The 24,716-nt window shown below is 44.1% G+C and carries 19 protein-coding genes and 2 pseudogenes; 8 read left to right on the top strand and 13 right to left on the bottom strand.

Annotated elements, in window-relative coordinates; genetic code table 11:
• Positions 1–16: 16 nt before the first annotated feature.
• The 3 genes from A0256_08325 to A0256_08315 all read right to left on the bottom strand — a co-directional run bounded on the left by A0256_08325 (position 17) and on the right by A0256_08315 (position 5,651).
• Positions 17–3,097 (bottom strand): molybdopterin oxidoreductase, encoded by a 3,081-nt coding sequence (locus A0256_08325; protein AMR31428.1) that lies wholly within the window; start codon positions 3,095–3,097, stop codon positions 17–19.
• 41 nt (positions 3,098–3,138) lie between these two features.
• Positions 3,139–4,416 (bottom strand): cytochrome C, encoded by a 1,278-nt coding sequence (locus A0256_08320; GenBank protein ID AMR31427.1) that lies wholly within the window; start codon positions 4,414–4,416, stop codon positions 3,139–3,141.
• Between the two features lie 254 nt (positions 4,417–4,670).
• The gene (locus tag A0256_08315; GenBank protein ID AMR31426.1) at positions 4,671–5,651 is read right to left on the bottom strand and encodes a deoxyhypusine synthase; all 981 of its coding nucleotides are present in this window, start codon (positions 5,649–5,651) and stop codon (positions 4,671–4,673) included.
• A gap of 111 nt (positions 5,652–5,762) precedes the next feature.
• Between A0256_08315 and A0256_08310 the strand changes: the two genes are divergently transcribed.
• Positions 5,763–6,899, top strand: a complete 1,137-nt coding sequence (locus A0256_08310; protein ID AMR31425.1) for a hypothetical protein — start codon at positions 5,763–5,765, stop codon at positions 6,897–6,899.
• Between the two features lie 132 nt (positions 6,900–7,031).
• Here the strand turns inward: A0256_08310 and A0256_08305 are convergent, their stop codons facing one another.
• Entirely contained in the window at positions 7,032–7,817 is a 786-nt protein-coding gene (locus A0256_08305; protein AMR31424.1) for an SAM-dependent methyltransferase, read from the bottom strand.
• 54 nt (positions 7,818–7,871) lie between these two features.
• Between A0256_08305 and A0256_08300 the strand changes: the two genes are divergently transcribed.
• The 3 genes from A0256_08300 (at position 7,872) to A0256_08290 (ending at position 11,118) form a co-directional block, all read left to right on the top strand.
• Positions 7,872–8,741: a hypothetical protein gene (locus A0256_08300; protein ID AMR31423.1), complete on the top strand. Its 870-nt coding sequence runs from the start codon at positions 7,872–7,874 to the stop codon at positions 8,739–8,741.
• A gap of 162 nt (positions 8,742–8,903) precedes the next feature.
• The gene (locus tag A0256_08295; GenBank protein ID AMR31422.1) at positions 8,904–10,433 is read left to right on the top strand and encodes a histidine kinase; all 1,530 of its coding nucleotides are present in this window, start codon (positions 8,904–8,906) and stop codon (positions 10,431–10,433) included.
• Between the two features lie 7 nt (positions 10,434–10,440).
• Entirely contained in the window at positions 10,441–11,118 is a 678-nt protein-coding gene (locus tag A0256_08290) for a DNA-binding response regulator (GenBank protein AMR34479.1), read from the top strand.
• Between the two features lie 90 nt (positions 11,119–11,208).
• Here the strand turns inward: A0256_08290 and A0256_08285 are convergent, their stop codons facing one another.
• Together A0256_08285 and A0256_08280 are read right to left on the bottom strand one after the other, a co-directional pair.
• Positions 11,209–12,120: a 1,4-beta-xylanase gene (locus A0256_08285; protein ID AMR31421.1), complete on the bottom strand. Its 912-nt coding sequence runs from the start codon at positions 12,118–12,120 to the stop codon at positions 11,209–11,211.
• Positions 12,121–12,312: 192 nt separating this feature from the next.
• A complete protein-coding gene (locus tag A0256_08280; GenBank protein AMR34478.1) occupies positions 12,313–13,170 on the bottom strand; it encodes a peptide chain release factor 2 in 858 nt (285 codons plus the stop codon).
• 768 nt (positions 13,171–13,938) lie between these two features.
• On the opposite strand from A0256_08280, the gene A0256_08275 reads away from it, so the two are divergent.
• Positions 13,939–14,523 (top strand): hypothetical protein, encoded by a 585-nt coding sequence (locus tag A0256_08275; GenBank protein AMR31420.1) that lies wholly within the window; start codon positions 13,939–13,941, stop codon positions 14,521–14,523.
• 73 nt (positions 14,524–14,596) lie between these two features.
• Here A0256_08275 and A0256_08270 read toward each other — a convergent pair whose 3' ends face one another.
• A complete protein-coding gene (locus A0256_08270) occupies positions 14,597–15,034 on the bottom strand; it encodes a hypothetical protein (protein AMR31419.1) in 438 nt (145 codons plus the stop codon).
• Between the two features lie 282 nt (positions 15,035–15,316).
• Between A0256_08270 and pgi the strand changes: the two genes are divergently transcribed.
• A complete protein-coding gene (pgi, locus tag A0256_08265) occupies positions 15,317–16,963 on the top strand; it encodes a glucose-6-phosphate isomerase (GenBank protein ID AMR31418.1) in 1,647 nt (548 codons plus the stop codon).
• A gap of 121 nt (positions 16,964–17,084) precedes the next feature.
• Here pgi and A0256_08260 read toward each other — a convergent pair.
• The 3 genes and pseudogenes from A0256_08260 to A0256_08250 form a co-directional block, all read right to left on the bottom strand.
• Positions 17,085–17,384, bottom strand: a pseudogene (locus A0256_08260) (hypothetical protein).
• Positions 17,385–17,579: 195 nt separating this feature from the next.
• Positions 17,580–17,873: pseudogene (locus A0256_08255) on the bottom strand (hypothetical protein).
• A 181-nt stretch (positions 17,874–18,054) separates the two neighbouring features.
• Complete coding sequence (locus tag A0256_08250; GenBank protein AMR34477.1) at positions 18,055–18,618, bottom strand: deaminase; 564 nt, start codon at positions 18,616–18,618, stop codon at positions 18,055–18,057.
• A gap of 161 nt (positions 18,619–18,779) precedes the next feature.
• Between A0256_08250 and A0256_08245 the strand changes: the two genes are divergently transcribed.
• Together A0256_08245 and A0256_08240 are read left to right on the top strand one after the other, a co-directional pair.
• The gene (locus tag A0256_08245) at positions 18,780–19,751 is read left to right on the top strand and encodes an AraC family transcriptional regulator (protein AMR31417.1); all 972 of its coding nucleotides are present in this window, start codon (positions 18,780–18,782) and stop codon (positions 19,749–19,751) included.
• Between the two features lie 337 nt (positions 19,752–20,088).
• Positions 20,089–20,889, top strand: a complete 801-nt coding sequence (locus A0256_08240) for a hypothetical protein (protein ID AMR31416.1) — start codon at positions 20,089–20,091, stop codon at positions 20,887–20,889.
• A 31-nt stretch (positions 20,890–20,920) separates the two neighbouring features.
• Here the strand turns inward: A0256_08240 and A0256_08235 are convergent, their stop codons facing one another.
• From A0256_08235 to A0256_08225, 3 genes are read right to left on the bottom strand one after another with little or no spacing between them, the layout of a single operon-like run.
• Entirely contained in the window at positions 20,921–21,994 is a 1,074-nt protein-coding gene (locus A0256_08235) for a glutamine cyclotransferase (protein AMR31415.1), read from the bottom strand.
• Position 21,995: 1 nt separating this feature from the next.
• A complete protein-coding gene (locus A0256_08230; protein AMR31414.1) occupies positions 21,996–22,364 on the bottom strand; it encodes a hypothetical protein in 369 nt (122 codons plus the stop codon).
• Complete coding sequence (locus tag A0256_08225) at positions 22,365–24,293, bottom strand: DNA primase (GenBank protein ID AMR31413.1); 1,929 nt, start codon at positions 24,291–24,293, stop codon at positions 22,365–22,367.
• Between the last annotated feature and the right edge of the window lie 423 nt (positions 24,294–24,716).

Genomic DNA, 24,716 nt, shown 5'->3' with positions numbered 1-24,716 from the left:
AAATCTCTTGTAATAATTAAGCCTGTAATTCAGCAGTTGTTGTATTTCTAACTTTCACCTGGTAACCAATGCCTGGTTTTACGTTAAGTTCTTCCAGTACATAGTATGTTCTTTCGCTCTTTAAAGCTTTTGAAACTTCTGAGTTAGGATCATTACGGTTACCAAAAACGATAGCATTTGCAGAACAGGTTTGCGCACAGGCAACCTGTACTTCACCATCCTTAAGCGGGCGTTTTTCCAATTTAGCTTTTAACTTACCAGCTTGAATACGTTGTACACACATTGAACATTTTTCCATTACCCCACGGAAACGTGTAGTAACATCAGGATTAAGTACTAATTGTGTGTGCTCGTTGCTTAGGTAGTTATCAAAGCGCGAATCGTTCCAGTAATTGAACCAGTTAAAACGGCGCACTTTGTAAGGGCAGTTGTTTGCGCAATAACGTGTACCAACGCAACGGTTATAAGCCATCTGGTTTAAACCTTCGCTTGAGTGTACAGTTGCTAGTACCGGACAAACTGTTTCGCATGGTGCGTGGTCGCAATGTTGGCAAAGCATCGGCTGGTGAACAACAGTTACGTTGTCGAAATTCTCCAGCTTATCTATTTCCTTTTCCTTTGTTACCAACCCGGTTTCCTCATCAGCCTCAGCAGTACCATTCTTGGCATAGCTGTAATAACGGTCGATACGAATCCAGTGCATCTCGCGGCGGCGGCCAACTTCTTCCTTACCCACTACAGGAATGTTATTCTCTGCGCTACAAGCTACGATACATGCACCGCAACCTGTACAAGCGTTAAGGTCGATAGCCATAACCCAATCGTAAACAGGGCGGTCATGAACTGCGTCATTATCGCTCTTGTCCCAAAGGTCATAAGTTTTTTCTTCTTCATTACGGCCACTGCCAGCAGTTGGGTCTTTTTTGTATTCGGCAAAGGTTGCTTCGCGGATAATGTTACGCCCCTCAAATGAGTGGTGCGTTTGTGTTTGCGAAAGCGGGAAGATATCTCCTGTTTTATCAACTGTAGCAGTAGCATTACCCTGGATAGTTCCGTTTACTAAACTGGAGAAAGGGTAAGCATTTTTACCAACATTGTTACCAACAAGGCCTGCTTTGGTACGGCCATAACCAACCGCTACGGAAACTGTGCCCTGTGCCTGGCCCGGTTGCGATAATACCGGTAAAGAAACCGTATAGCCATTTGCGTTAATGGTTACTACCTCAAACTCATCAAGGCCCATTTTTTTAATGTCGGCCGGAGACATAGCAGCGTAATTGTCCCAGGTTACTTTACTAACCGGATCCGGCAACTCCTGCAACCATGGATTGTTGGCACGTTTACCATCACGGATAGCCTGGCTTTGATACAATTGCAACTCTACTTTACCACCCGCTAACTTAGCGCTTTGGTTAATGATAGTTTGCGCTACTGCATTTAGATCTAAACTAAAAGAGTAGCTACCGGCTGCAATAGGTGCAACTTTTACAAAGCCTGTCTGCAATAAAGTTTCCCAACCAGCCTGGCCGGATAAACCGCCTTTAGCCAAAAGTGTTGTATCCCAGTTATTTCTTACGTAAGTATAATATTCCTTTATCGCGTTATCGCTCCAAACCAATAAGCTGGTTTCGGCCTGGCGGGTATTGTAAACCGGGTTAATGGTTGGCTGTAAAACGGTGTAATAGCCTTCTACTGCGCTATCATCACCCCACGCTTCTAAGTAATGATGGTTAGGAGCAACTACGTTACAGTACGCAGCAGTTTCATCTGCATGATCTGAAAACGTAACCTTGATATTTACTTTGGTCAACGCATCTTTAATATCCTTAACCAAATGATAATCGTAAGCCGGGTTGGCATCTAGGAATAAAACTACAGCAACCTGTCCAGCTTTTGCGTCGTCAACGAATTGCTTCATCTCTGCATCATTACCGGCATATTGGCGCGATGGGTTATCCAAATCTATAGTAGTGCCATAGCTGCCCAACAAAGAGTTGATCGCATTTACAAGAGTTTGAACAGATACGTCATTACTTCCGGCAACCACAAGTGCTTTGCCTTTTGCAGCTAATAATTCTTTTGCTACCAGTACAATGGCCTTATCAGTATTGGCATTGGCCAATTTTTTAGACCCTGGTAAAGTAGTACCAGATAACGCATTATACAGATTTACCAACGCTACCCCTTCTTCAGAAGGTTTGATCGGCATCCTGACATCGGCATTGGTACCTGTAAGGCTCATACCAGTTTCAAACTGGATATGGCGAGACATTTTCTTTTCTTCCAGCGATTTGCTGTTCCTGTTCTTTACGTATTGTGTGGTAAATTCTTCACCAGAGATCCATGTGCCAAGAAAATCGGCACCGAAACTTACAATAACATCTGCCTTATCGAAATTGTAGTGAGGCACTACAGCCTTGCCAAAGCTGTTCTTGTTGGCCTGAATAATACCTGTATAAGATACCGCATCATAATTGATATGTTTTGCGGTAGGGTATGCTTTAATAAAGTCAGCAATTACCGCCTGGGTAGACGGGCTATGTACCGTTGAGCTGATAATACGGATACCTTTACCTGCGGTTTTAGCTGCTAACAGCTGGCTTTTTACAACATCATCAAGTTGCTTCCAGGTAGTTGTGCCACCGTTAAGCATTGGTTGCTGCACACGGCTATTATCATACAGATCCAATACGGATGCCTGTGCCTGTGCGCTTAAGCCCCCTTTTGACAAAAGATCATTAGGGTTACCTTCTACCTTAATTGGCCTGCCCTCGCGGGTTTTTACCAGTATAGCGCTGCCTTCATAAGTAGATGAGTAGTAGTTGGCTATACCCGGGGTAACTTCTTCAGGTTTTATTAAGTAAGGTATAGATTTGTGCACCGGTACCTTCTGGCATGCAGCCAAAGTAACAGCACCCACACCGAATCCCAGGGCCTTTAAAAAGTCGCGGCGAGGTGTTTTTGACGACAACCCTCCACCACTTAAAACTTCTTCAATTGGGATGGGCTCCGCAAATTCGTGTCTATTTTTCTCAACAAATTCTGGCGTTCTGTCTAGTTCCTCTAAACCTTTCCAGTATTTTTTATTGCTATCCATTTAAGTTATATAAACTGTAATGCTAAGTTCTAAATCGTTTATTAATAATGGCACTTGGCGCATTCGATACCACCCAAAACAGCGGCAGTAACTTTTTCACCTTTTTTGATCTTATCGTGTGCCGCAAGGATCTTATCATAATAAGCATTTCCTTTGCCATTCACCTCAGTACGTTTATGGCACTGTATACACCATTTCATAGTAAGCGGAGAGTATTGATATACTTCCTGCATCTCCTGAATTTGACCGTGGCAAGTTTGGCATTTAACGTTTCCTACAACTACGTGCTGTGAGTGGTTAAAGTAAGCCAGATCCGGAAGGTTGTGGATACGCACCCACTGAATAGGCTGTGCTTTTGTACTGTCGTATTTCTGCGTTTGCGGATCGTACCCCAAAGCATCATAGATCTTGTGGATCTCAGGAGATTCGGTTTTAACTGCCTTGTGACAGTTCATACAAACGTTTAACGATGGTATAGAAGCGTTTTTACCTTTAAAGGCACCTGAGTGGCAATACTGACACTCCAGCTTCATAACACCTGCGTGCAGTTTGTGTGAATATTTAATAGGTTGTGCTGGCTGATATCCCTGGTGAACATTAGTGTTCCACATGGTAACCCAGCTCCAGCTGCCCATCGCAATGGTACCGCAAACAACTATAAAGAAAACCAGCTTTTTATTCTTAAGAATCTTTTTAACCAGCAGCAAACGGTCGCCTTTTACTTTTTCACCGTCAACTTCTTCTTCTTCAGCTAACAAACCCTGGTTACGAAGCAACAAACGCTCAAGCGTACCAATTACTTTGTTTAGCACCAGAATTACAATAAATGCAACTAGGATAACACCTATTAAGGCGAAGATCACAAAATTGCTTGGGCCAGCATCCTGAGCCGTAGCAGCACCGCCACCGGCAGGGCCTTTTGCTTTATCAGCCTGGATTTTTTTCCAATCCTCACGCACATAGGTAATGATGTTACCTACATCAGCATCGGTCAACTCGGCAAAAACAGTCATACCCGCCTGGTTATACTCATTGTAAATTTTGAGCGCCTTTGGGTTTTTTGCAGCAATTAAAGCCTGGTTGTTCTGGATCCACTTCGTGAGGTACTTATCATCGGTCTCAGATGTGATCTGTGGACCTAATGCAGGGCCGGTCATCCGTACATCTATCTTATGACAGGCTGTACATTTGGCTTTGAAGATGGCTTCTCCTTTCGCAGCATCAGCCTGCGCACTGGCGTTAAAACCAGAAAGGGCTAACCCTGCAACAAGTAAAACCGACTTAGAGAACTGTTTAAAAATCAATGAGATATTTCTCATAAAGTGTATTTATGCTAAATAGTTATAATGTTAACGTTATAAACTGACGTAAAGGGGAATGTTTTATCCACTTTTACAGCTACAAAAGTATAATTTATTACTCTACCGCTGACAAATTAGTGACAGTAATAAATAATTTATAATCGTTCTAAACAAGTTTAAAATGCCCCTTTTCAGGTATGAAAAGGGGCATCTTAGCAGCGCATTGCCCTGATTAAAAAATTTGAATTTTTTTGAAAATTTAAAAATTTTCGTTATTGTTTTAATAACCAGGCAAAAATGAGTGGTGCAACAATTGTTGCATCAGACTCTACAATAAATTTTGGCGTATTGATATCCAACTTACCCCAGGTAATTTTTTCATTGGGCACCGCACCGGAATATGAGCCATATGATGTAGTTGAATCGGAGATCTGGCAGAAATAACTCCAGAATGGAATTTCGGGCATTTCCATATCCTGGTAAAGCATCGGTACAACACAAATAGGGAAATCTCCAGCTATACCACCACCAATTTGGAAGAAACCTATCCCCTTGCCTGTTGAATTTTCCGGGTACCAGCCAGCCAACCAAGCCATGTATTCTATACCACTTTTCATGGTAGAAGCTTTTACCTCCCCTTTAATTACATAAGATGCAAAAATATTGCCCATTGTAGAATCTTCCCAACCCGGTACCACTATCGGCAGATTCTTCTCTGCCGCTGCCAGCATCCAGGAGTTTTTAGGGTCAATTTCATAATACTGCTCCAGTTCGCCGCTAAGCAAAATTTTGTACATGTATTCATGCGGAAAATAACGCTCGCCTGCCGTATCGGCATCTTTCCAGATTTTGTAAATGTGTTTTTGTAAACGGCGAAAAGCCTCCTCTTCCGGGATACAGGTATCGGTAACCCGGTTGTAGTGGTTCTCCAACAGATCCCACTCATCCTGCGGACTCAGATCCCTATAGTTAGGAACGCGCTTATAGTGCGAGTGTGCCACCAGGTTCATGATATCCTCCTCCAGGTTGGCACCCGTACAGCTTATGATATCAATCTTTCCCTGGCGAATCATCTCCGCCAAAGATATGCCCAGTTCGGCCGTACTCATGGCACCACCCAGCGTAACCATCATTTTTCCGCCTTCCAAAAGGTGTGTTTCGTAACCTTTGGCGGCATCCATTAACGCTGCTGCATTAAAGTGCAGGTAATTTCTTTCGATAAATTGCGATATAGGGCCTCTTTCTGTGCTCATATTTATTTATGCTGATTATTTTGCAAAAGTAGGTATTTTGAGGACAACAGAATTTAAATTCTACATTCGCCCCAAACATTTAGTTTTGCTGCGTTTTAGCACTACTATCCTATGAAGAAAATTATACTGATATTGTTTTTAGCCACTTTGGGGCAACACGTATTTGCCCAGGCAAATTTCATCCCCAAATTTATTCGCAAGATGTATCTGGATAGGGATACTACCCGTAAAAGCAGCTTTGTGGTTCTGCCAGTATTCAGCACTGCCCCGGAAACAGGTGTGGAAGTTGGCGGCGCCGGCCTACTTTCTTTTTATACCGATACGGCAAACCGTAACACCCGTGTATCAAATATATTTGCCTATGCCACCATCACCACTAAAGGCCAAAGCCGGTTTAGCCTGAGCACCAGTTATTGGACGCCCGGCAACAGCTATCACTACATCGCTGCGGTTTCTTACATTAATTTCCCTTTTGATTTTTACGGAGTGGGAAATAATACCTTAAAAAGCGATGCCGACAGGCTCGGACTAAAGCGATTTAAAGTGGCCCTTAATGCAGAAAAAAAAGTAAGCAGCCATTTTTATGCGGGCCTTGTTGCGGGTGGTTTTGATTACCGCTTTACCGATAAAGACGAGACCGGTGTATTTGAATCTGACCCAACTCTTTACGGCCGCCATGGTGGTACAACCCTTTACATTGGCCCTACTTTGATCTTTGATGACCGAAATAATAACACTTACACCACCAAAGGTGCAGTAATCACCAGCTATTTTGATTTTATGCGGGGCATTGGCAGCAACAGCGATTATAGCGGTGGCTTGTTAAATATAGAATATGCGCAGTTCTTTTCCCTAACCAAGAAATTAGTTTTAGGATTGGATATTCAGGAACAAAGCCTTACGGGCAGCCAGTCGCCGTTTTATTTGCTACCTGCCATGGGCAGCGATGAGATGATGCGCGGCAATTACAACGGCCGTTTCCGCGACCGGAACATGCTCGCCGCCCAAACGGAGCTCCGCTATCGCCTAAGCCAACGATTAGGCATCGTGGGCTTTATCGGCACCGGGCAGGTTTGGAACAGCGACTTTAGCATTAATGAATTTAAGCCCAACTACGGGGGCGGAATGAGATATTTCTTCGATACTCAAAAAGGCCTGAGCGTAAGAATTGACTACGGCGTTGGAGAGAAAAGACCCAACGAAAGCAGGCAAAGCGGTATTTATATTGGGTTGGGAGAAGCTTTTTAATAGGTGTGCGGATACCTGATTTTAAATGTGCAGAAGAAAGATTATCTTTGATAAAACAGGCGCTCATACCAGCATTCAACAATACCGCAATATGCTTTCCCCGGTAGATAATTTGCGGGAGGTATTCGTAATCTAAAACCTGATCTTAAAATCCTCCTTAACCCTACCCGTCTTAAAAAACACAAGCCCGATCCAGAACAGATCAACCGTGACAGTAACCTGCGGGTTTGCTTTTATTTGGGCCCAGGCTTGTTTCATACCGTCGCTCCAATAGATATCATCGAAAATGAGCATGGTGCCTTCATGAACTTTTGGCAGGCATTGTTCAAAATAGTTTAGGGTGGCAACCCGCTGGTGGTTGCCGTCGATATATACCAGGTCAAGCTTTTCATGTTCGCCTAGCACACCGGCAAGCGTATCGTCGAAATTGCCGATTATCGGATTCAGTTCGTCGAATCCGGCCCGGCTAAAAACCTTTTTTGCCACATTTGCCGTTTCGGGGCAGCCTTCCAAAGTATATACTTTTGCATCGGGGGCAGCCTCTTGGAGATAGAGGGTGGTTATACCTAAACAGGTACCCAGTTCCACTATCGATTTGGGCTGAATAAAGGCAGCCAATCGATACAGGAGTTGCGCCAGTTTTGGCGACTTAAGCGCATTCTTGGTAATATCGCTTACCTTTTTCCGATTATTTTTATTTACCCGGGATCCTGCTCCCAAATCCGTAACGGTAATGTAGGTATCGTCTATAAGCAGTTCATTGCGTTCTTTTTCTATTTTGTCGTAAGCTTGCTTGTGCTTATAATCGTAAATAACTTCATCAACCAATTTATAAACAAAAGGAGAGTGCAAACCGTGACGATTTTTTGACGTGAATCGGTGTACGAGAAAATCTTTAGTGAACGTTAAATTAGACATTGTTTAAATTACGGTAAAAGTAATACAAACTTTAGTATTTTAGCAGATAGCGATATGATAAATACCTCAGAAGTAAATTCTTTAATACGCCTGCTCGACGATCCGGACGGCGAAGTATACGAACATGTTCACCAAAAGTTGCTTTCTTACGGTCCGGAAATAGTAACATATCTCGAATCGGCATTTGGGGAGGCATTTGACGCTATCCAGCAGGAGCGCATAGCTAACCTGGTTCACGAGATCCAATTCGGTACCCTGAAAAACGACCTGCAGTTGTGGTTTCAGGGCGGCGCATTTGATTTGTTGCGGGGCATTTTAATCATTAACCGCTATCAGTATCCTGATCTGGATGAGCAGAAAGTAATTAACCAGGTGGAAGCGATAAAGCGTGATATCTGGCTGCAAATGATGAACGAAGCCAGTCCGGTGGAGCAAATCAAATTGATGAACCATGTCTTTTACAGCATCCATGGCTTTGGCGGCAATACCACCAACCATCGCGACCCGCAGAACAGCTACATCAGCCAGGTTTTGGAAACTAAAAAAGGCAACCAGATCTCACTGGCAATCATCTATTCCATCATAGCTCAAAAGCTGGATATCCCGGTGTATGGCGTTAATTTGCCGCAGCATTTTATTTTGGCCTATATGGATGAGAGCCAGGAATCCGAATTTGAAGGCGGCATTTTGTTCTACATCAATGCTTTTAACAAGGGCTTCATTTTTGGCCGGCGTGATGTGGATATGTTCCTGAAACAACTCAACTTAAAATTCGACAAGCAATTTTATGAGCCATGTTCCAATTCAGATATTATCAAACGTGTTCTTCGCAATTTGATAAGTGCTTATGAACATTCTGGATCATCCGAAAAAGTGGATGAGCTGAATGAGTTACTGGAGATACTGGAAGAAAGGCAGACCTAAGATATCAAGACCGGAGAATTAAGTAAAGAGCGCATCTCTCTTGCCTCCTGATTTCTTGTCTCTGGCCTCTTCCCAGATTCGTCACAGCACACCCGCGTTTCGTCCCATTTAGTTCTGAGGCTTGTTTGGCAGGTTTATCTTGCGGCATAATTTAAATACCACATGATAACGCTCATCAAAAAACCGCTGAACCTTACCCGCATTGAACTATACACCGCCACGTCCATTTATGCGTTGGCCGTGTTTTTCCTGGTTGCCCGCGTTGCCGACAGCAATGTACAGGTGATCTGGACGCCGTACCGCTACATGTTCAACGAGTTGCACCTGCATTATTCCTACTCTAAATATTTCTTCTTCCCGATGATTGCCCGATATACTATATATTTCGGCGGCTTTTTGTTGTGGAACTTTTTGATCATTCCCTCTTTGATAGAACGGCGTAAAACTACGTTGATGATCATACTGGCGGTGGCACTATTTGGCACCATCTGGCTTTTTTGCGGCATCACCGATACCTGGCTTAAAGGTTATCTATTTTTTAAGCATTCGGCAGGTTGGGTGTACAACCTTGTTTTTAAAACCAACTTCATCTATGCTATTTGGGTAATGATGATGCTGACGCTTTACAGTTTAATTAAGCAGGTTGCCCAGTACCTTTTAAATAATAGCGAGCATATCCAGGCGGAGTATAAAGTACTCACACGCGATGGCATTATTGGCCTGGTTTTGTGGATGATTCTGTTATTTGGCTTACTGCTAAGTGATGCCCCTATTGAAGTGATCGGTTTGTTTTTCCTTACCGTTCCTGTGGCAATAGGGATTTATGGCTTATCAGCCTACACCCTTATTCCGCAAACTTTAAATAACAAGAAACGCTATTTCAATTACTTTGGTAAGGTGTTTTTAATTACGCTAGCGGTATCCATACCTGCCGGGGTAATAGCAGCTATAGCGTTTAGCCGTGGCCAGGCAGTGATGCTTACGTTGGCTTTTAATGCCGGATTCCAGTTATTGGTCACCGCACCTTTCTCCTGGATCACTTACAAACGCCGGATAACGGGGGCAGCAGAACTAACTACTTTAAAAACCGCACTTGGCCACTCTGCTGCCAATCTTGATTTCCTAAGATCACAAATCAATCCTCACTTCTTGTTTAATGCCTTAAACACACTTTACGGAACTGCCCTGCAGGAAAACGCAGATCGTACCGGCGAGGGTATCCAGCGCCTTGGAGACATGATGCGTTTTATGTTGCAGGAAAACATGCACGAGAAGATCCTGCTGACGCGCGAAATAGATTACCTGAACAATTACATCAGCCTGCAAAAGTTACGCACGCAAACCTCGCCGGATATTGTGATAGATGTGCAGATAGAAGATCATATTTTGGGATTACAGATAGCCCCTATGCTACTGATCCCCTTTATAGAAAATGCGTTTAAACATGGTATCAGTTTGCGAGAGCCATCGCATATCAAAATTACCCTGCAAACCAAAGACAACACACTTTACTTTGATGTGCACAACAGCATCCACACCAAACCTGATAACGACCCGGAAAAAGGCAAAAGCGGCATAGGCCTGGTCAACGTAAAGCAACGCCTCAAGCTATTATATAATAACAAGCACGAGCTGATCATCCGCGAAAACGCAAGCGAATTTTTTATACATTTAACCATTCAACTCGCCTGATATTTTGATAACTGCTGTAGCCATAGATGATGAACCCTTAGCCCTTGGAGTGGTGCGCTCCCACGCGGCTAAGGTTCCGTTTGTTGATCTGAAAGCTGAATTTACCGATGCCTTTAAAGCCATGGAGTATCTGCAGTACAACCCGGCAGACCTGCTGTTTCTGGATATCAAAATGCCCGATATCTCCGGCATCGACCTGCTTAATTGCCTGAATAAAAAACCATTGGTGATCTTCACTACCGCCTACACAGAGCATGCCGTTACCAGCTTTGAACTCGATGCGGTAGATTACTTGCTCAAGCCGTTTTCGCTTGCCCGGTTCACCAAAGCCTGCAACAAAGCCTATGAGTTGTACAATTTTCGAAACGTTAAGGAAGACAAGAAAGATTACCTGTTCCTGAAAACCGGCTATGAACAGGTGAAAGTGTTGTTTGATGAGATCTGTTACCTGGAGGCAACCGGCAATTATGTGAATTTCGAATTGAAGGACAAACAACTGCTCTCACGAATGACAATCTCCGAAGTAGAGCAGCTATTACCGGCCGACCAGTTTATCCGCATCCACCGGTCATTTATAGCGGCAGTAAATAAAGTGGAAAAGATAGAGCGTCACCAGTTAGTAGTGAATGGTGCCGTACTACCAGTCGGCAGCTCATATTACCAGAATATTTTGACGGTCAAGTAAAGCTCGCCCCCTAGCCCCCTGAAGGGGGAATCGAAGTTTAGTCATCGGCCAGCTTGGCCAAAAGCTCCCCCTTCAGGGGGTTGGGGGGCATTACTTCTTTAACCACCCGTTTGCATCCATCCAGGCAGCTGCCCAGTCAAACCATTTTTCTTTGGTAGTCGAGTTATTCATTCCAAACCCATGTCCGCCATTTTGGAACAAGTGCATTTCAGCTTTTACTTTGGAATTCAACAAGGCCTCATACATCATCAGGCTGTTTTCTACAGGTACAACATTGTCGTCTTCAGCATGCACCAAAAATGTGGGCGGCGTATCAGCCATTACCTGTTTCTCGTTGGAATAAAAGTCGATCGTTTCCTGTGATGGTGTTTTACCAATGAGGTTTTCGCGCGAACCAGCATGTGCTTTGGGGCCAAAAGTGATCACCGGATAAATCAGCATCATAAAATCTGGGCGTACGCTGATATTGTCTTTATTTTCAATAACTACCTTATCAAAATGAGTACCCTCTGTAGATGCTAAGTGACCACCAGCCGAGAAGCCAATAATACCAATCCTATTGGGGTCAACACTCCATTTAGCAGCACCCTGGCGAACAATCTGCACCGCGCGCTGTGCATCCTGCAACGGACCAATTGTTTTATCGATCATAGTTTCGTCTGTCGGCAACCGGTACTTCACCAGGAAGGCCGTTACCCCAATGCCATTAAAAGCTTTGGCAATTGCCATCCCTTCGTGATCATTCGCCAGGCCTGCATATCCCCCACCCGGAAAAATGACAACAGCCGCTCCGTTTGCAGTTCCGGAAGCGGGCAGATATGGCGTTATGGTTGGTAGGCTTACCTTGCTGATCCAGTTAGTAGCGTTGGTTGTTTCCACGTAACCTGCCGGGGTAGGTTTCGAATTCGGAACACCTTTAGGATACAAGGGAAGTGTTTTTTCCTGGCTGTAAGCGGTAAACATAGTACAAGTTAAGAGCATTGCAGTTAAAGTACGCTTCATAAAAATAAGTTTTTTGGTAAGGGCAAGTTACAATTTAGTCAAACAAAAAACGATGCTGTATTTCATACAGCATCGTTAAACTTGAATCGGTACGCTGAACTGGTTCAGCATCCCATTTGATGTAGTCAAACAGCAATTGTGCAACCCTGCAGGAGAGATGCCAAATAAATTGAGCAACACGGGTTAAGGCGTTTAACTCTTTGGCCCGCCGAATTCCATCAGGTATGCCTTTAAAAACTCGTTCAGGTCGCCATCCAAAACTGCAGCAGCGTTAGAGGTTTCATGATCGGTACGCAGGTCTTTCACCAGTTTATAGGGATGCAGTACATAGTTGCGGATCTGCGACCCCCACTCTATTTTCTTTTTGTTGCCTTCTACCGCACTCGAAGCTTCGGCTCGCTTGCGCATTTCTGCCTCGTACAACTGCGATTTCAGCAACCGGATGGCGTTCTCCTTATTCTGTAACTGCGAACGCGATTCCTGATTTTTTATGATGATCCCTGAAGGTTTGTGATACAATCGAACGGCAGTTTCTACCTTGTTCACGTTCTGGCCACCCGCGCCGCCGGCACGGAAGGTTTCAAACTCAATATCTGCATCCTTCACTTCAATATCAATGGTATCATCCACTAACGGATATACATATACCGAAGCAAATGATGTATGGCGCTTAGCGTTCGAATCGAACGGAGAGATCCGCACCAGCCGGTGCACACCATTTTCGCCTTTCAGATAACCGTAAGCAAAATCGCCCTCCAGCTGTAACGTCACCGTTTTCACACCGGCCACATCACCCGGCTGGTAATCCTGCTCGGTAACTTTGTAGCCGTTACTTTCGCCCCACATAATGTACATACGCATCAGCATACCGGCCCAGTCGCAACTTTCGGTACCACCTGCTCCAGCGGTTATCTGCAGCACAGCATTGAACTGATCTTCCTCAGCGCTAAGCATGTTTTTAAATTCAAGCTCCTCAACGGCTTTAACAGCGGCATTGTACTGTTCCAACATTTCTGCCTCAGTTGCATCGCCCGCCTGAAAAAATTCCATGAGCACGCCGGTATCATCAACTACAGATACCACTTTTTGAAAAGCGTCCGTCCAGATCTTTTTTGTTTTAATAGAGGCCAGTACTTTTTCGGCCTCTTTAGGATGATCCCAAAAGTTTGGGCCGATAGTTATATCCTGCTCCTTTTGCATCGCATCGAGTTTGGTATCGATGTCAAAGATGCCTCCTCAGGGAAGTTGTTCTATCCCTTAAATCCTGAATGTTTTCTTTGGTCATACAGCAAATATATAATAAAGTTAGGACAGGGTGGACAAGTTAAAACAAGTTGAATACAGATTTTAACCCTGCTAATTATGTAAACAATGTGTTCGCCACCCTGACCCAAACGCCCCGTTTGCCCGCAATTAAACAATAAAGGGTTAACACGACTTAACACGAGTCCATGTTAGCCTAAGTCAATAATTTAAATATCAATGTTCTATAAATTTTTCAAATAAGCGATGTTAACCTTCCACCAACAAACCCTAGTGGTCAATGCCTGAGTTCTCCATATAGATGGCTCACGCAACCGCCAGACTGGAAAGATATCCACGGAGCAGGAAGTGTTTCAGTCGTTCTACCCGGATGATAGCTGCCGATTTAAAAATTGTATGGTACCCATCTTTTACATTTAATCCAACCCTCCCAGTTGAACCACCTAAATCCCATTACAGTGGCTTGGCCTAAATCCGGATTTAGGTTGATTTTCCTGATAACAATAACAACCCGTTGATGTTACATCCCGTATATTACCCTATCAACTCCTTGCCATGAAAAAGTTATTACTTGCTTTGCTACTGATCATAACCTACAAAGCCTCCGCACAGGATTCCCTGCGGTACTACAATCAGCAACGTTATCACATCACCACAACCGGTATGAAGGTTTTAGGCAGTTGGGGTATTGCCAACACGGTAGCCGGGGGCATTGGCTGGGCAAGCAGTAGTGGTCAAACTAAATACTTTTATCAAATGAACACTTTTTGGGGAATTGCCAACATTGGGGCAGCTGTTTTAGGCTATACCGGAGCGCAAAATGGAAAGGATAAAAATTACACAGCAGGAGAAACGCTTAAAGAGCAAAAAAAAATTCAGAAGATTTTCCTGATCAATGCCGGGCTGGATGTGGCCTATATCGGCACCGGCATCTATTTAAATCACCGGGGAGATACGCATACTAACGATAAATTAAAAGGCTACGGCAAGGCTGTTATTTTACAGGGCGCCTTCCTGCTTTTGTTTGACGCCACTATGTATGGAACGCATCATAGCAATGGCAGCAAATTGAGAAATTTCCTGGAGCGCAACCCGGTTACCTTTGATGGCAGCAAGGTTGGAATGCTGATCAGGCTTTAACTTAAAACAAAAAAGTTGAAAAGATCTTTTCAACTTTCCAACTCTTATATCCTTTTAAACTGCTAAAATCTGTTTAAGCTACTTTAATTTGGGTAAGCAGCAGCGTCATGTTAGCCATGTTGCCACTTAGTTTGGATAGCAGTTTATCTAAAGCAAACTCTTTTGTAGGCTCATTTTTTGATTGTTTAATCATTTCCTGCATCACCGGCGGAATCAGTTGGTTTGAGGTTTTCAAAGCAATTGCAGAATCCATTCCATAATAGTTCTCCAGTTTAACGGCAAACTTTTTAACCGCAGCAGCTATGAGCGGGTTGTTATAAATTCCGGCAAACTGAAAATATTTTACCAACTCTTTAAATTTACCTGTTTCCATCTGTCCTTTTAATACTTCAATAATCGAACTCGAAGCATCATTCATTACCGCTTCCTGATAATTTACAGCTATTGAAGGGTTGTTGATAACGGCTTCCTGAGCGTTATTTTTTACGAGCAAAAAAAGTTTTTCGAACATAAAACCAGTGTTTAAAGTAGATTAATAATTTGATAGCAAACAACCTATTTATTTACCACCTCAACAAATATAATAAATAGTGATTTTGAATTTGTAAGCCATTTGTAAAATATATTGCAAATATGGCAATCGCAAATGTGTAGATTAAACACTAAGCACGCTAATATTCGCCTGGGAAATCATGCTGTTTAAAACACACTAAATAAAACCTTTAAGTCATAATTTCATTTTAATTTATAGCGGCTTAATTAACTTGCTACTTTTACCAAAAAAAACACCACTATGCTACCCAAAATTGATTTTACTTCCACCCAGTCATACAAATATCTAGCCGACCATTACATCGACATTGTATCTAAAAATCTGACGGATCTTTTTGATACCGATAGCAACCGGTTTGAGAAATTCTCTCTGCAGTTTGAGGATATACTGGTTGATTATTCTAAAAACCGGATAGACGAGGAAACGCTTGCGCTCTTGATTCAGCTGGCACGCGAATGCGGTATCGCAGATGCTATTAAAGCCATGTTTTCTGGTGAGATCATCAACGTTACCGAAGGCCGCCCAGTTTTGCACATCGCCCTGCGTAACCGCAGCAATACCCCAATTTTGGTAGATGGCAAAGATGTGATGCCGGATGTTAACCGCGTATTGGATCATATGAAGGATTTCAGCGAAGCCATTATTAGTGGCAGCTGGACCGGCTACACCGGTAAACCTATCACTGATGTAGTAAACATCGGAATCGGCGGATCGGATCTTGGCCCGGTAATGGTTACGGAGGCTTTGAAGGCCTATAAAAACCACCTTAACCTGCACTTTGTATCCAATGTGGATGCTACTCATATCGTAGAAACCTTAAAAGTGGTTGATCCGGAAACTACGTTGTTCCTGATTGCATCCAAAACATTTACCACACAGGAAACGATGGGTAATGCCCATAGCGCCCGCGATTGGTTTATTAAAAGTGGCGCCAAGGATGAAGATGTGGCCAAACATTTTGCTGCCTTATCTACCAACAGTGAAGGCGTTGAAAAATTTGGCATCGATACCAAAAACATGTTTGAGTTTTGGGATTGGGTTGGTGGCCGCTACTCTTTATGGAGCGCTATCGGCCTCTCTATCTCCCTGAGCATTGGGTTTGATAACTTTGTAGAGTTGCTGGAAGGCGCTCACGCTATGGATAACCACTTCAAATCAGCGGAACTGGAAGAAAATATTCCAGCCATACTGGCACTGGTGGGAATTTGGTACAATAACTTCTTCGAATCTGAAACACAGGCTATTTTGCCTTATGATCAATACATGCACCGTTTTGCTGCTTATTTCCAGCAGGGAGATATGGAAAGCAACGGCAAACATGTGGACCGTAACGGCAAGCATGTAGATTACTCAACGGGCCCTATCATCTGGGGTGAGCCGGGTACCAACGGTCAGCATGCTTTTTACCAGCTGATTCACCAGGGAACCAAACTGATCCCATGTGATTTTATTGCCCCGGCACAATCACATAATCCACTGGGCGAACATCACCCGATGCTGCTGTCGAACTTCTTCGCTCAAACCGAAGCTCTAATGAATGGCAAAACCGAGGAGGTGGTAATTGAGGAGCTACAAAAGGCCGGTAAATCTGAAGAAGAGATCACCAACATAGCACCCTTTAAGGTATTTGAAGGCAACCGACCTACAAACTCTATCTTGCTTAAAAAGATCACGCCGCGCTCGCTGGGTTCGCTTATCGCCATGTACGAGCATAAAATCTTCACACAGGGTATTATATGGAACATTTACAGTTTTGACCAATGGGGAGTAGAATTAGGCAAACAGCTTGCCGGTAAAATTTTACCCGAACTGAAGGATGATAAAGAAGTTACATCACATGACTCATCTACCAATGGCCTGATAAATCAGTACAAAGCCTGGAGATAATTTGATCAACTAATATATTAACGGTGGGCGATTTGCATTGCGAATCGCCCATCGCTATTTACAGCCCGCTGCCAGTGGGGTTGCGAAAATCAAAATTATCCTCGTTGTTAACAAAAGGCATTTCCTTAGGGTCGTCTCCAAAGTTGTTAGGGCCAGGATAGCCGCTTTTAAGCAGCAGCCAAAATAGGTAAAACGGGATCATCTGCAACCAGCCGCTTTTGCCAATATCGTGGCAGCGCCTGGCACCTTGCGCTAACGCAAACCATAAGATTGGTATAACGAGTATTAGCGCAAGAAGATCGCCCCCGCGCCCCTCATCCATCCCCCAAACAAAGTAATAAATTAGCGGATAACCCAAGGCACTTAAAACATACTCCGTTCGCCTGATACGGCCGGCAAATGAAAATGGAGACTTAAACATAATTGTTCAGACAAAGGTGCACCTAAATTACTAACTGCAGTTATCTATTGCAATATCAATCAAACAATTAACGTGAAAATTTAAACGAAACAGGTATAGTACACAAAGCTATTTCTGGGCAGGCGGGGTATTTATTTTATCCGGATCTATTTGATTTTTCTGGAAATTTTCGGGATAGTTGGGATATTGATCGTCTTTAGGATTGTCCCCGTATTGGTTCCTGCCAGTTTCACCGTCTGCAAATATTAGCCAAATATTATAAAAAGGGATCAACTGCCACCAGCCGCTACTCCCCAGATCATGGCAACGTTTGGCCCCTTGTGCAAAACGGAACCAAAATATAGGCAAAAAAAGGATGTAGTAAAAGCTATGCCTGTCGTCCCCGCCCTGCACGCCAGTTATCAGCAATAAAATGCCAAAAATTAATAGACTAAGGGCGTATTCCTTGCGCCTGATGCGGCCGTAAAATACGAATGGATTGATAAACATGAGGAAGAGTTAGGTTTACCTTATAAACGTACAAACTTTTGGCTACAACCGCAAGCCGTCTTTAATTCAATAGTACCACGGCGGCGGCAAACTTAATACCCGCCGGTCTCGCCCATAGGGAGAGCTACTACACGTTCAGGGTCACATCTGTGCATACTGTAATCTTAAACAACTGCTGTCATTATTTAGCCGGGCGGTAAGCCAGTACATTGATTCCGCAAGAGAAGGATCTGGCGGCGATTAGTTCCAGGCTCAGCTTTTCTTTCAGATCATTATAAATGGTCATTCCTTTTCCTATTACCACCGGGTTCACAAAAATATAATACTCATCTATCAGTTTGTTTTTGATCATAGCCGAAGCCAAACCTGCACCACCATAAACCATCATATCGCCACCCGGCAGGTTTTTTAATTGAGTAATCTCTTCAATAATATCTCCCGTTGCCAGTGTAGTATTGGCCCACAGGTTATGCGTTAGTGTTTTACTGAAAACTACTTTGGGTATACTAACCATCTGCTGCGAAAAAGGCTCGGTGTCGCCGGCATCGATGCGCTCCTGCCAAACGGGTATAAATCCCTCAGCCAGTACCCGGCCAAGTATGATTAAGTCTACAGTCTCGGTAATGCTGCCCACATACTTTACAAGTTCTTCGTCCCAATCCCAGGTCATCCAATCCATCTCACCATTGGGGCCGGCAACGTATCCATCCAGGCTTACTTGCATTTGCAATTTTATCTTCCTCATTTCTGTAGCTTTATTACCATCAAAGATAGGCCAAGGTAAGCGTTTGCGCCGGCGTGCAAAAAAGACTTTTAACAGGCCCGTCGCGACCTGTATTTTTTTGCGTTTATTTTGTAATTTACCGCATCGTATCTTTATCCTGTTAACCAATAATAAGCCTGATAATGAAACATGTATCCATATTAATTACTAACGAAGCCGTTTTGGCAAGTATAGCCGATCCCCGCATCATGTTTACCGGTGTTAATGATTTTTTGGCAGCCGCGGGCAAACCTCCAATATTTACGGTGCAACTCATCGGCCTTAACGGTGACGTAAAACTACACAACGGGTTATTTTCTGTGCACACCGATAGGCTGATAAACGACGTGGCAAAAACAGACCTGATCATTATACCGGCGATGGGTGGCGATATGGCCGCATCTATCAAAAAGAACCGGGAGTTTATTCCCTGGATCATACAACAGTACGGCCGGGGCGCGGAAGTTGCCAGCCTATGCGTAGGCGCATTCCTGCTGGCCGCTACCGGCCTGCTCAACGGTAAGGAGTGCAGTACCCATTGGCGTTTTGCAGAGCAGTTTCGTGCTATGTTTCCCGGGGTTACGTTAGTGGACGACCGTATTGTTACCGAACAGCAGGGCCTTTACAGCAGCGGAGGAGCAACCTCCTACTGGAATTTGCTTTTATACCTGGTAGAAAAACATGCCGGGCGCGATATGAGCATCCTGGCAGCCAAAATGTTCGCTTTGGACATTGACCGGAAAAGCCAGTCGCCTTTTATTATGTTCAACGGACAAAAAACCCACGAAGATGAGCCGATTAAAAAAGCCCAGGAATTTATAGAAGCCAATATTGCCGGGCGCATTTCTATAAAATTACTGGCCGATAAGTATGCCATTGGTAAACGCCATTTTGAGCGCAGGTTTAAAAAAGCAACAAATAATACCCCTGTAGAATACATTCAGCGGGTTAAGATAGAGGCCGCTAAAAAGCACCTGGAGAGCAGCCGTAAAAATGTTAATGAAGTAATGTACGAGGTTGGATACACCGACACCAAAGCGTTCCGTACGGTGTTTAAAAAAATAACGGGGGTATCGCCAATGGCGTACCGGAATAAGTATAATAACGTGGCCTAAGTTGTTTGTGTTCGCGGCTATTGCCTGACGCGAGCAGCCCGAACATGCCCGAACAAGCCCGAACAAGCCGCGAACTCTATACCTTGCTGCATGAAATCAGCTTTTTCCGAGTATAGTAAAGCTTAAACGCCATTATCTAATTTGTAAAGAGATCCTCGTCCGCCAAGGGCTTTGCCCGGCTATTACCTGCGCACTTTAGATTTGTGAATAACAATGTTGCTAAATACAGTGATAAATCCCGTAATTAGTCTTCTAATTTAAACTACGGTACGGTTTGAGATCCCTAATCCTAAAACGCCCTATTTCCTGTTTTATCGGTTTAACGTTTGTCATTTCTTTGTTGATAGGATTTCCGTTAAAGCTTTTTGTCCTGAATGAACTTTTTAAAGATTCGGAGTTGGGTTTGGGTTACTATTCCAAAATTTTAGTTGTATACGGCCCTGCAATATCTGCTATCATTATTACCTATATCACAACTGGAAAAACAGGTGTGGATACGCTATTAGCTAAACTAAAACCGTACACCATTCACATCATATGGTGGATAGCATTACCCGTAACGGGGGTAGTTGTTACGGCTATCGCATTCGTGGCAGGGGGATTTAAGATACAAGAATTAGTTGCCTTCGTAACAGCGGCCAGCCCTCTTTTGTTGGTAATGCATTTTGTGGCAGCGTTAATAGTTATAGGCATTGGCGAGGAACTGGGCTGGCGCGGATTTCTGCTGCCAAGACTTGCACAGGGAAGATCCATCCTCAAGGCAACCCTGCTGACTTTTTTTGTTTGGGCTCTTTGGCACGTGCCTTTATTTTTTAGCGGCTACCGGGTCTTAATACCGTTTCTAATTGCCGTTTTGGCGCTATCGGTAATATTCACCTGGCTTTGGGATCGCGTTGGAGGCAACGTTTTTGTATTAGCAATAGCGCATGCTTGCGTAGATTTTCCGCAGGCTTTTTTTGAAGCGCGGGTTGGCACTGAGGATACCATGGCGGTAGAACAGTCCTGGGCAATGTTGAGCATCATTTACTTAGCAATTGCTGTAGGCGTATTTATTTTAAATCGTAAGCGCTGGAATATTATTATAGCCCCCGGTGATGAACGTTTACTTGCCGGGCCGGATGACCTGGTTCAGCGTTAAATTCCATTTACCTGGGCCATTTCTGGCTAATCTATTTCTTCACAAATTTTACCTGGAATAACTTATCCCATTTTTTGCCGGTAACAAATATGCGGTTGGTGGCTTTGTCGTAGGCTATGCCGTTGAGTACATCGGCATTTTTATTTCTTTGCGATACCGGGTATAACGATGCCATATCTATCTTTTGCAAAACAGCACCGGTTTTAGGATCAATAACCAATATATCATCTTTGGTGTATACGTTAGCGTAGAGCTTGCCATCGATCATTTCCAGTTCGTTCACTTCGTTTATAGGCCCTTTATCATCATAAACATCAATGAAGCCAATTTGCCGGTAGTTATCCTTATCTAAAAAGAAAATGCGGTTGGTTTTATCATCCATATAAAGCTTTTTGCCATCAAAGGTCATCCCCCAGCCTTCTATACCCACGTTGTTATTGAAAGTGCTCAACAGATTCAGCGTTTTTTTATCATACACGTAGCCGATCTTTTCGGTGTAGGTCAATTGCACCAGCTTATCGCCTACTACCGAAATACCTTCGGCAAAGATTTTTGGGTCGATATCTTTTTTAATAATAGGCTTTCCCGTTAGCGGGTTAACCTTACGGATGCTTGATTGCCCGTTACCTTCAGCCACCCGGCCGCCATCGCTCTCGTAAAAAACACCATCCTGGTAAAGCAGCCCTTCGGTGTAAGATGTGGTATCATGCGGGAATACTTTCTCCACCTTAAAAGTTAATTCTTCGGGTGCCTTAGCAGCAAGCAAAACGATATTGGTGCTGACATCCTGACTTTTGCCCGCCTGGTAAACTTTTGCAGTGATCACCCTTGCACCTAGTGCCAGGGTATCCGTTTTAAGGGTGACCGGGCTAAGATCTTTCGCTACTGTGATTTTGGCAGCATCCAGCATATACACCACAGAATCAGTTTTGGCATCGGCAGGAAAATTTACCTTAATACTAACCGATTCACCTGCTTTGTAAGTGGTACCGGCTTCGGGGCTCATGGTAATATCAGCAGCGGTATCGGTTTTATTATCTTTACAGCCATTGTAGCCTATTACAAGCAGGGCAGCGGCGGCCAGGTATATTAATCTTTTATTCATGTTAAGTAGCAGATGGCCAAAAGGCATCTTCAATATGTTTTAAGTTATAGTTGTTATTACGGTCAAACAGCACAGATATTATATCAAAACGCACTTCGCCCTGGTGGTTCATCAAATAAATATACTCATCGGCTGCATCTGCCAATAAACGCTGCTTACGGGCGTCAACAAAATCCTCGGGCATGCCAAAGCCGGTACCTGTACGCGTTTTAACTTCGGTGAAGATAATTATTTTGTCTTTATAGGCAATCAGATCAATTTCAGCTTTGCCATGCACCCAGTTCTCGTCCATTATTTCGTAGCCGTTGGCTTCCAGATGGGCTTTGGCTAATGCTTCACCATGTCGGCCCAGATCGTTGTGGCTTGCCATTTATTTTAATATCACCGACCCTAAATAATCAGAAATCGTCTTTTCTACCTTTTTCATATGCATATACTGGTTCAGCAAAATATCCTGGTCGGCATCTGATGTTGCCTTTTGCAACTCACCGCGCAGGTTCTCCAGAATTTTGCCAACCTTATGCATTTTGAGGTGAAAGATAGCGCCAAGTATTGTAGCCTTCATGTTCTCCGTTTCATCGGGCACCAGTATCTTGTGCATCTCGTACCAATTTTCACTCAATGTATATTTGGTGGCCAGCAGGGTTACTACCACATCCACAATACCTTTATCTGGATGATGGATAAAATGCTGTTCCTCCGGCAAAACGCCGTTTTCGACCTCTTTCTGGTAGATCTCTACAAACGCCTTGCAGCTTGGTTCATCAAACTCCACATCACTTAGCTCGGCTATCATAAAAGGGCCGATATAGGTATTGGCGATACCATCCCAATCGATCATCTTGTTACCATATAAAAGCAGCAAGCGAACGATCTCTTTCTCCTGCGTGTCGATCAGCTTTGGCTTCTCCTCTACAGGCTCATCAAAAAAGTGCGGCTCATCCGGCATTTCGGCAGGGCGGTGGTTTTGCTCCTGCTGATAATCCTTTTTGGCCTTAGCCTGGCGCATCTTGTTGAGTTCGGTAAGCAGCGCACGCTCATCAATTTGCATGATATGGCTGCACTCCTTTATAAAAACCGAGGCCTTGATAGAATCGGGGATCTTTGCGATGCTTTCAACCACCTCCCGGATCACATCGGCTTTTTTTATGGGGTCTTTACCGGCATCTTTTAAAAGCAGGTCCGTTTTATATAGTATAAAGTCTTTCTTATTTTCCTCAATATGCTTTTTGAAGGCGTTGGTCCCCAGTTTGCGCACGTAAGAATCCGGATCATGCCCATCAGGAAACGAAACCACTTTTACGTTGAGGCCCTGCTCCAGAATCATATCCAACCCGCGCAGGGAAGCTTTTATCCCCGCCGCATCGCCATCATAAAGAATGGTGATATTCTTGGTAAAGCGACTAATGAGCTTGATCTGTTCTGCTGTAAGTGACGTGCCTGATGAGGCCACCACATTGTCTATACCCGCCTGCGAAACCGAGAGTACATCTGCATACCCTTCTACCAGGTAACAGTTGTCCTCCTCACGAATAGATTTCTTGGCGAAGTATAACCCGTAAAGGATATTGGATTTATGATAGATCTCCGATTCCGGGGAATTGACGTACTTAGGAACATTCTTATCTGTTTTAAGCGTACGGCCGCCAAAGGCAATTACCCGGCCTGTAAAGCTATGGATGGGAAACATCACCCGGCCACGATATCTGTCGTACAGTTTGCCGTTATCGCGCTTAACCGACAGGCCGCTCTCTACCAGGAATTCTTCCAGGTAGCCGGCCTTCAGGGCGCTATCGGTAAAGGCTTCCCATTGATCGGGCGAATAGCCCAGCTCAAATTTCTTGATGGTATCATTGGTAAAACCGCGTTCCTTAAAATAGCTAAGTCCGATGCTCTGGCCCTCGTCACTATCCAACAAGCTTTCGTGGAAAAATTTAGCCGCGTAGCCGGTGGCGATCATAAGGCTTTCGCGGCGGTTATCTTCCGCTTTATCCTCTGCTGATACTTCCGTTTCCTCTATCTCGATACCGTATTTTTTGGCCAGCCATTTAAGAGCTTCCGGATAAGTAAACTTTTCCAGCTCCATTAAAAAAGTAATGGCACTGCCGCCTTTACCGGTAGAGAAATCCTTGAAGATCCCTTTAGCAGGCGAAACAGTAAAAGAAGGGGTACGCTCATTAGCAAAGGGAGACAAACCCACGAAATTGGCCCCGCGTTTTTTTAACTGCACAAATTCGCCAATCACCTCCACAATATCTGTGGCTTCCATTATACGGTCGATGGTGGGTTTGGTGATCATAGATAAAAAAATTGAGCCTGCAAAAGTAAGGTATAAGCGACTTACTTCTTCTTTAAAGATACAAATTTAACGTTTAATACAGTGATGATTTTGAATCGATGGAATCGGAAAGTTGAGATGCACCCGGCAAGCCGCCTCAACTACGCCCTCTTTTCGTTGCGCAAAGTATTCTGAAATCCCCCTTTCTAAGCAGCAGAAATGGGTGGCGAGTGATAGCGATGCCGGGGTGAGTCCATTCTGCAAGTGGTGGGTGATGTAAAATTGGGGAGACAGGCCGCTTATTGCTACACCCTCTTTGCGCAGCAGAGAGGGTCGGGCAGCGCAGCGATCCCGGGGTGAGTGCACTCTGCAAGCGATGGGTGATGGAAAGTTGGGGAGACAGGCCGCTTATTGCTTCACCCTCTTTGCGCAGCAGAGAGGGTC

Source organism: Mucilaginibacter sp. PAMC 26640, assembly GCA_001596135.1.
Lineage (GTDB): Bacteria > Bacteroidota > Bacteroidia > Sphingobacteriales > Sphingobacteriaceae > Mucilaginibacter.
This window is presented reverse-complemented; position numbering and strand designations above follow the sequence as displayed.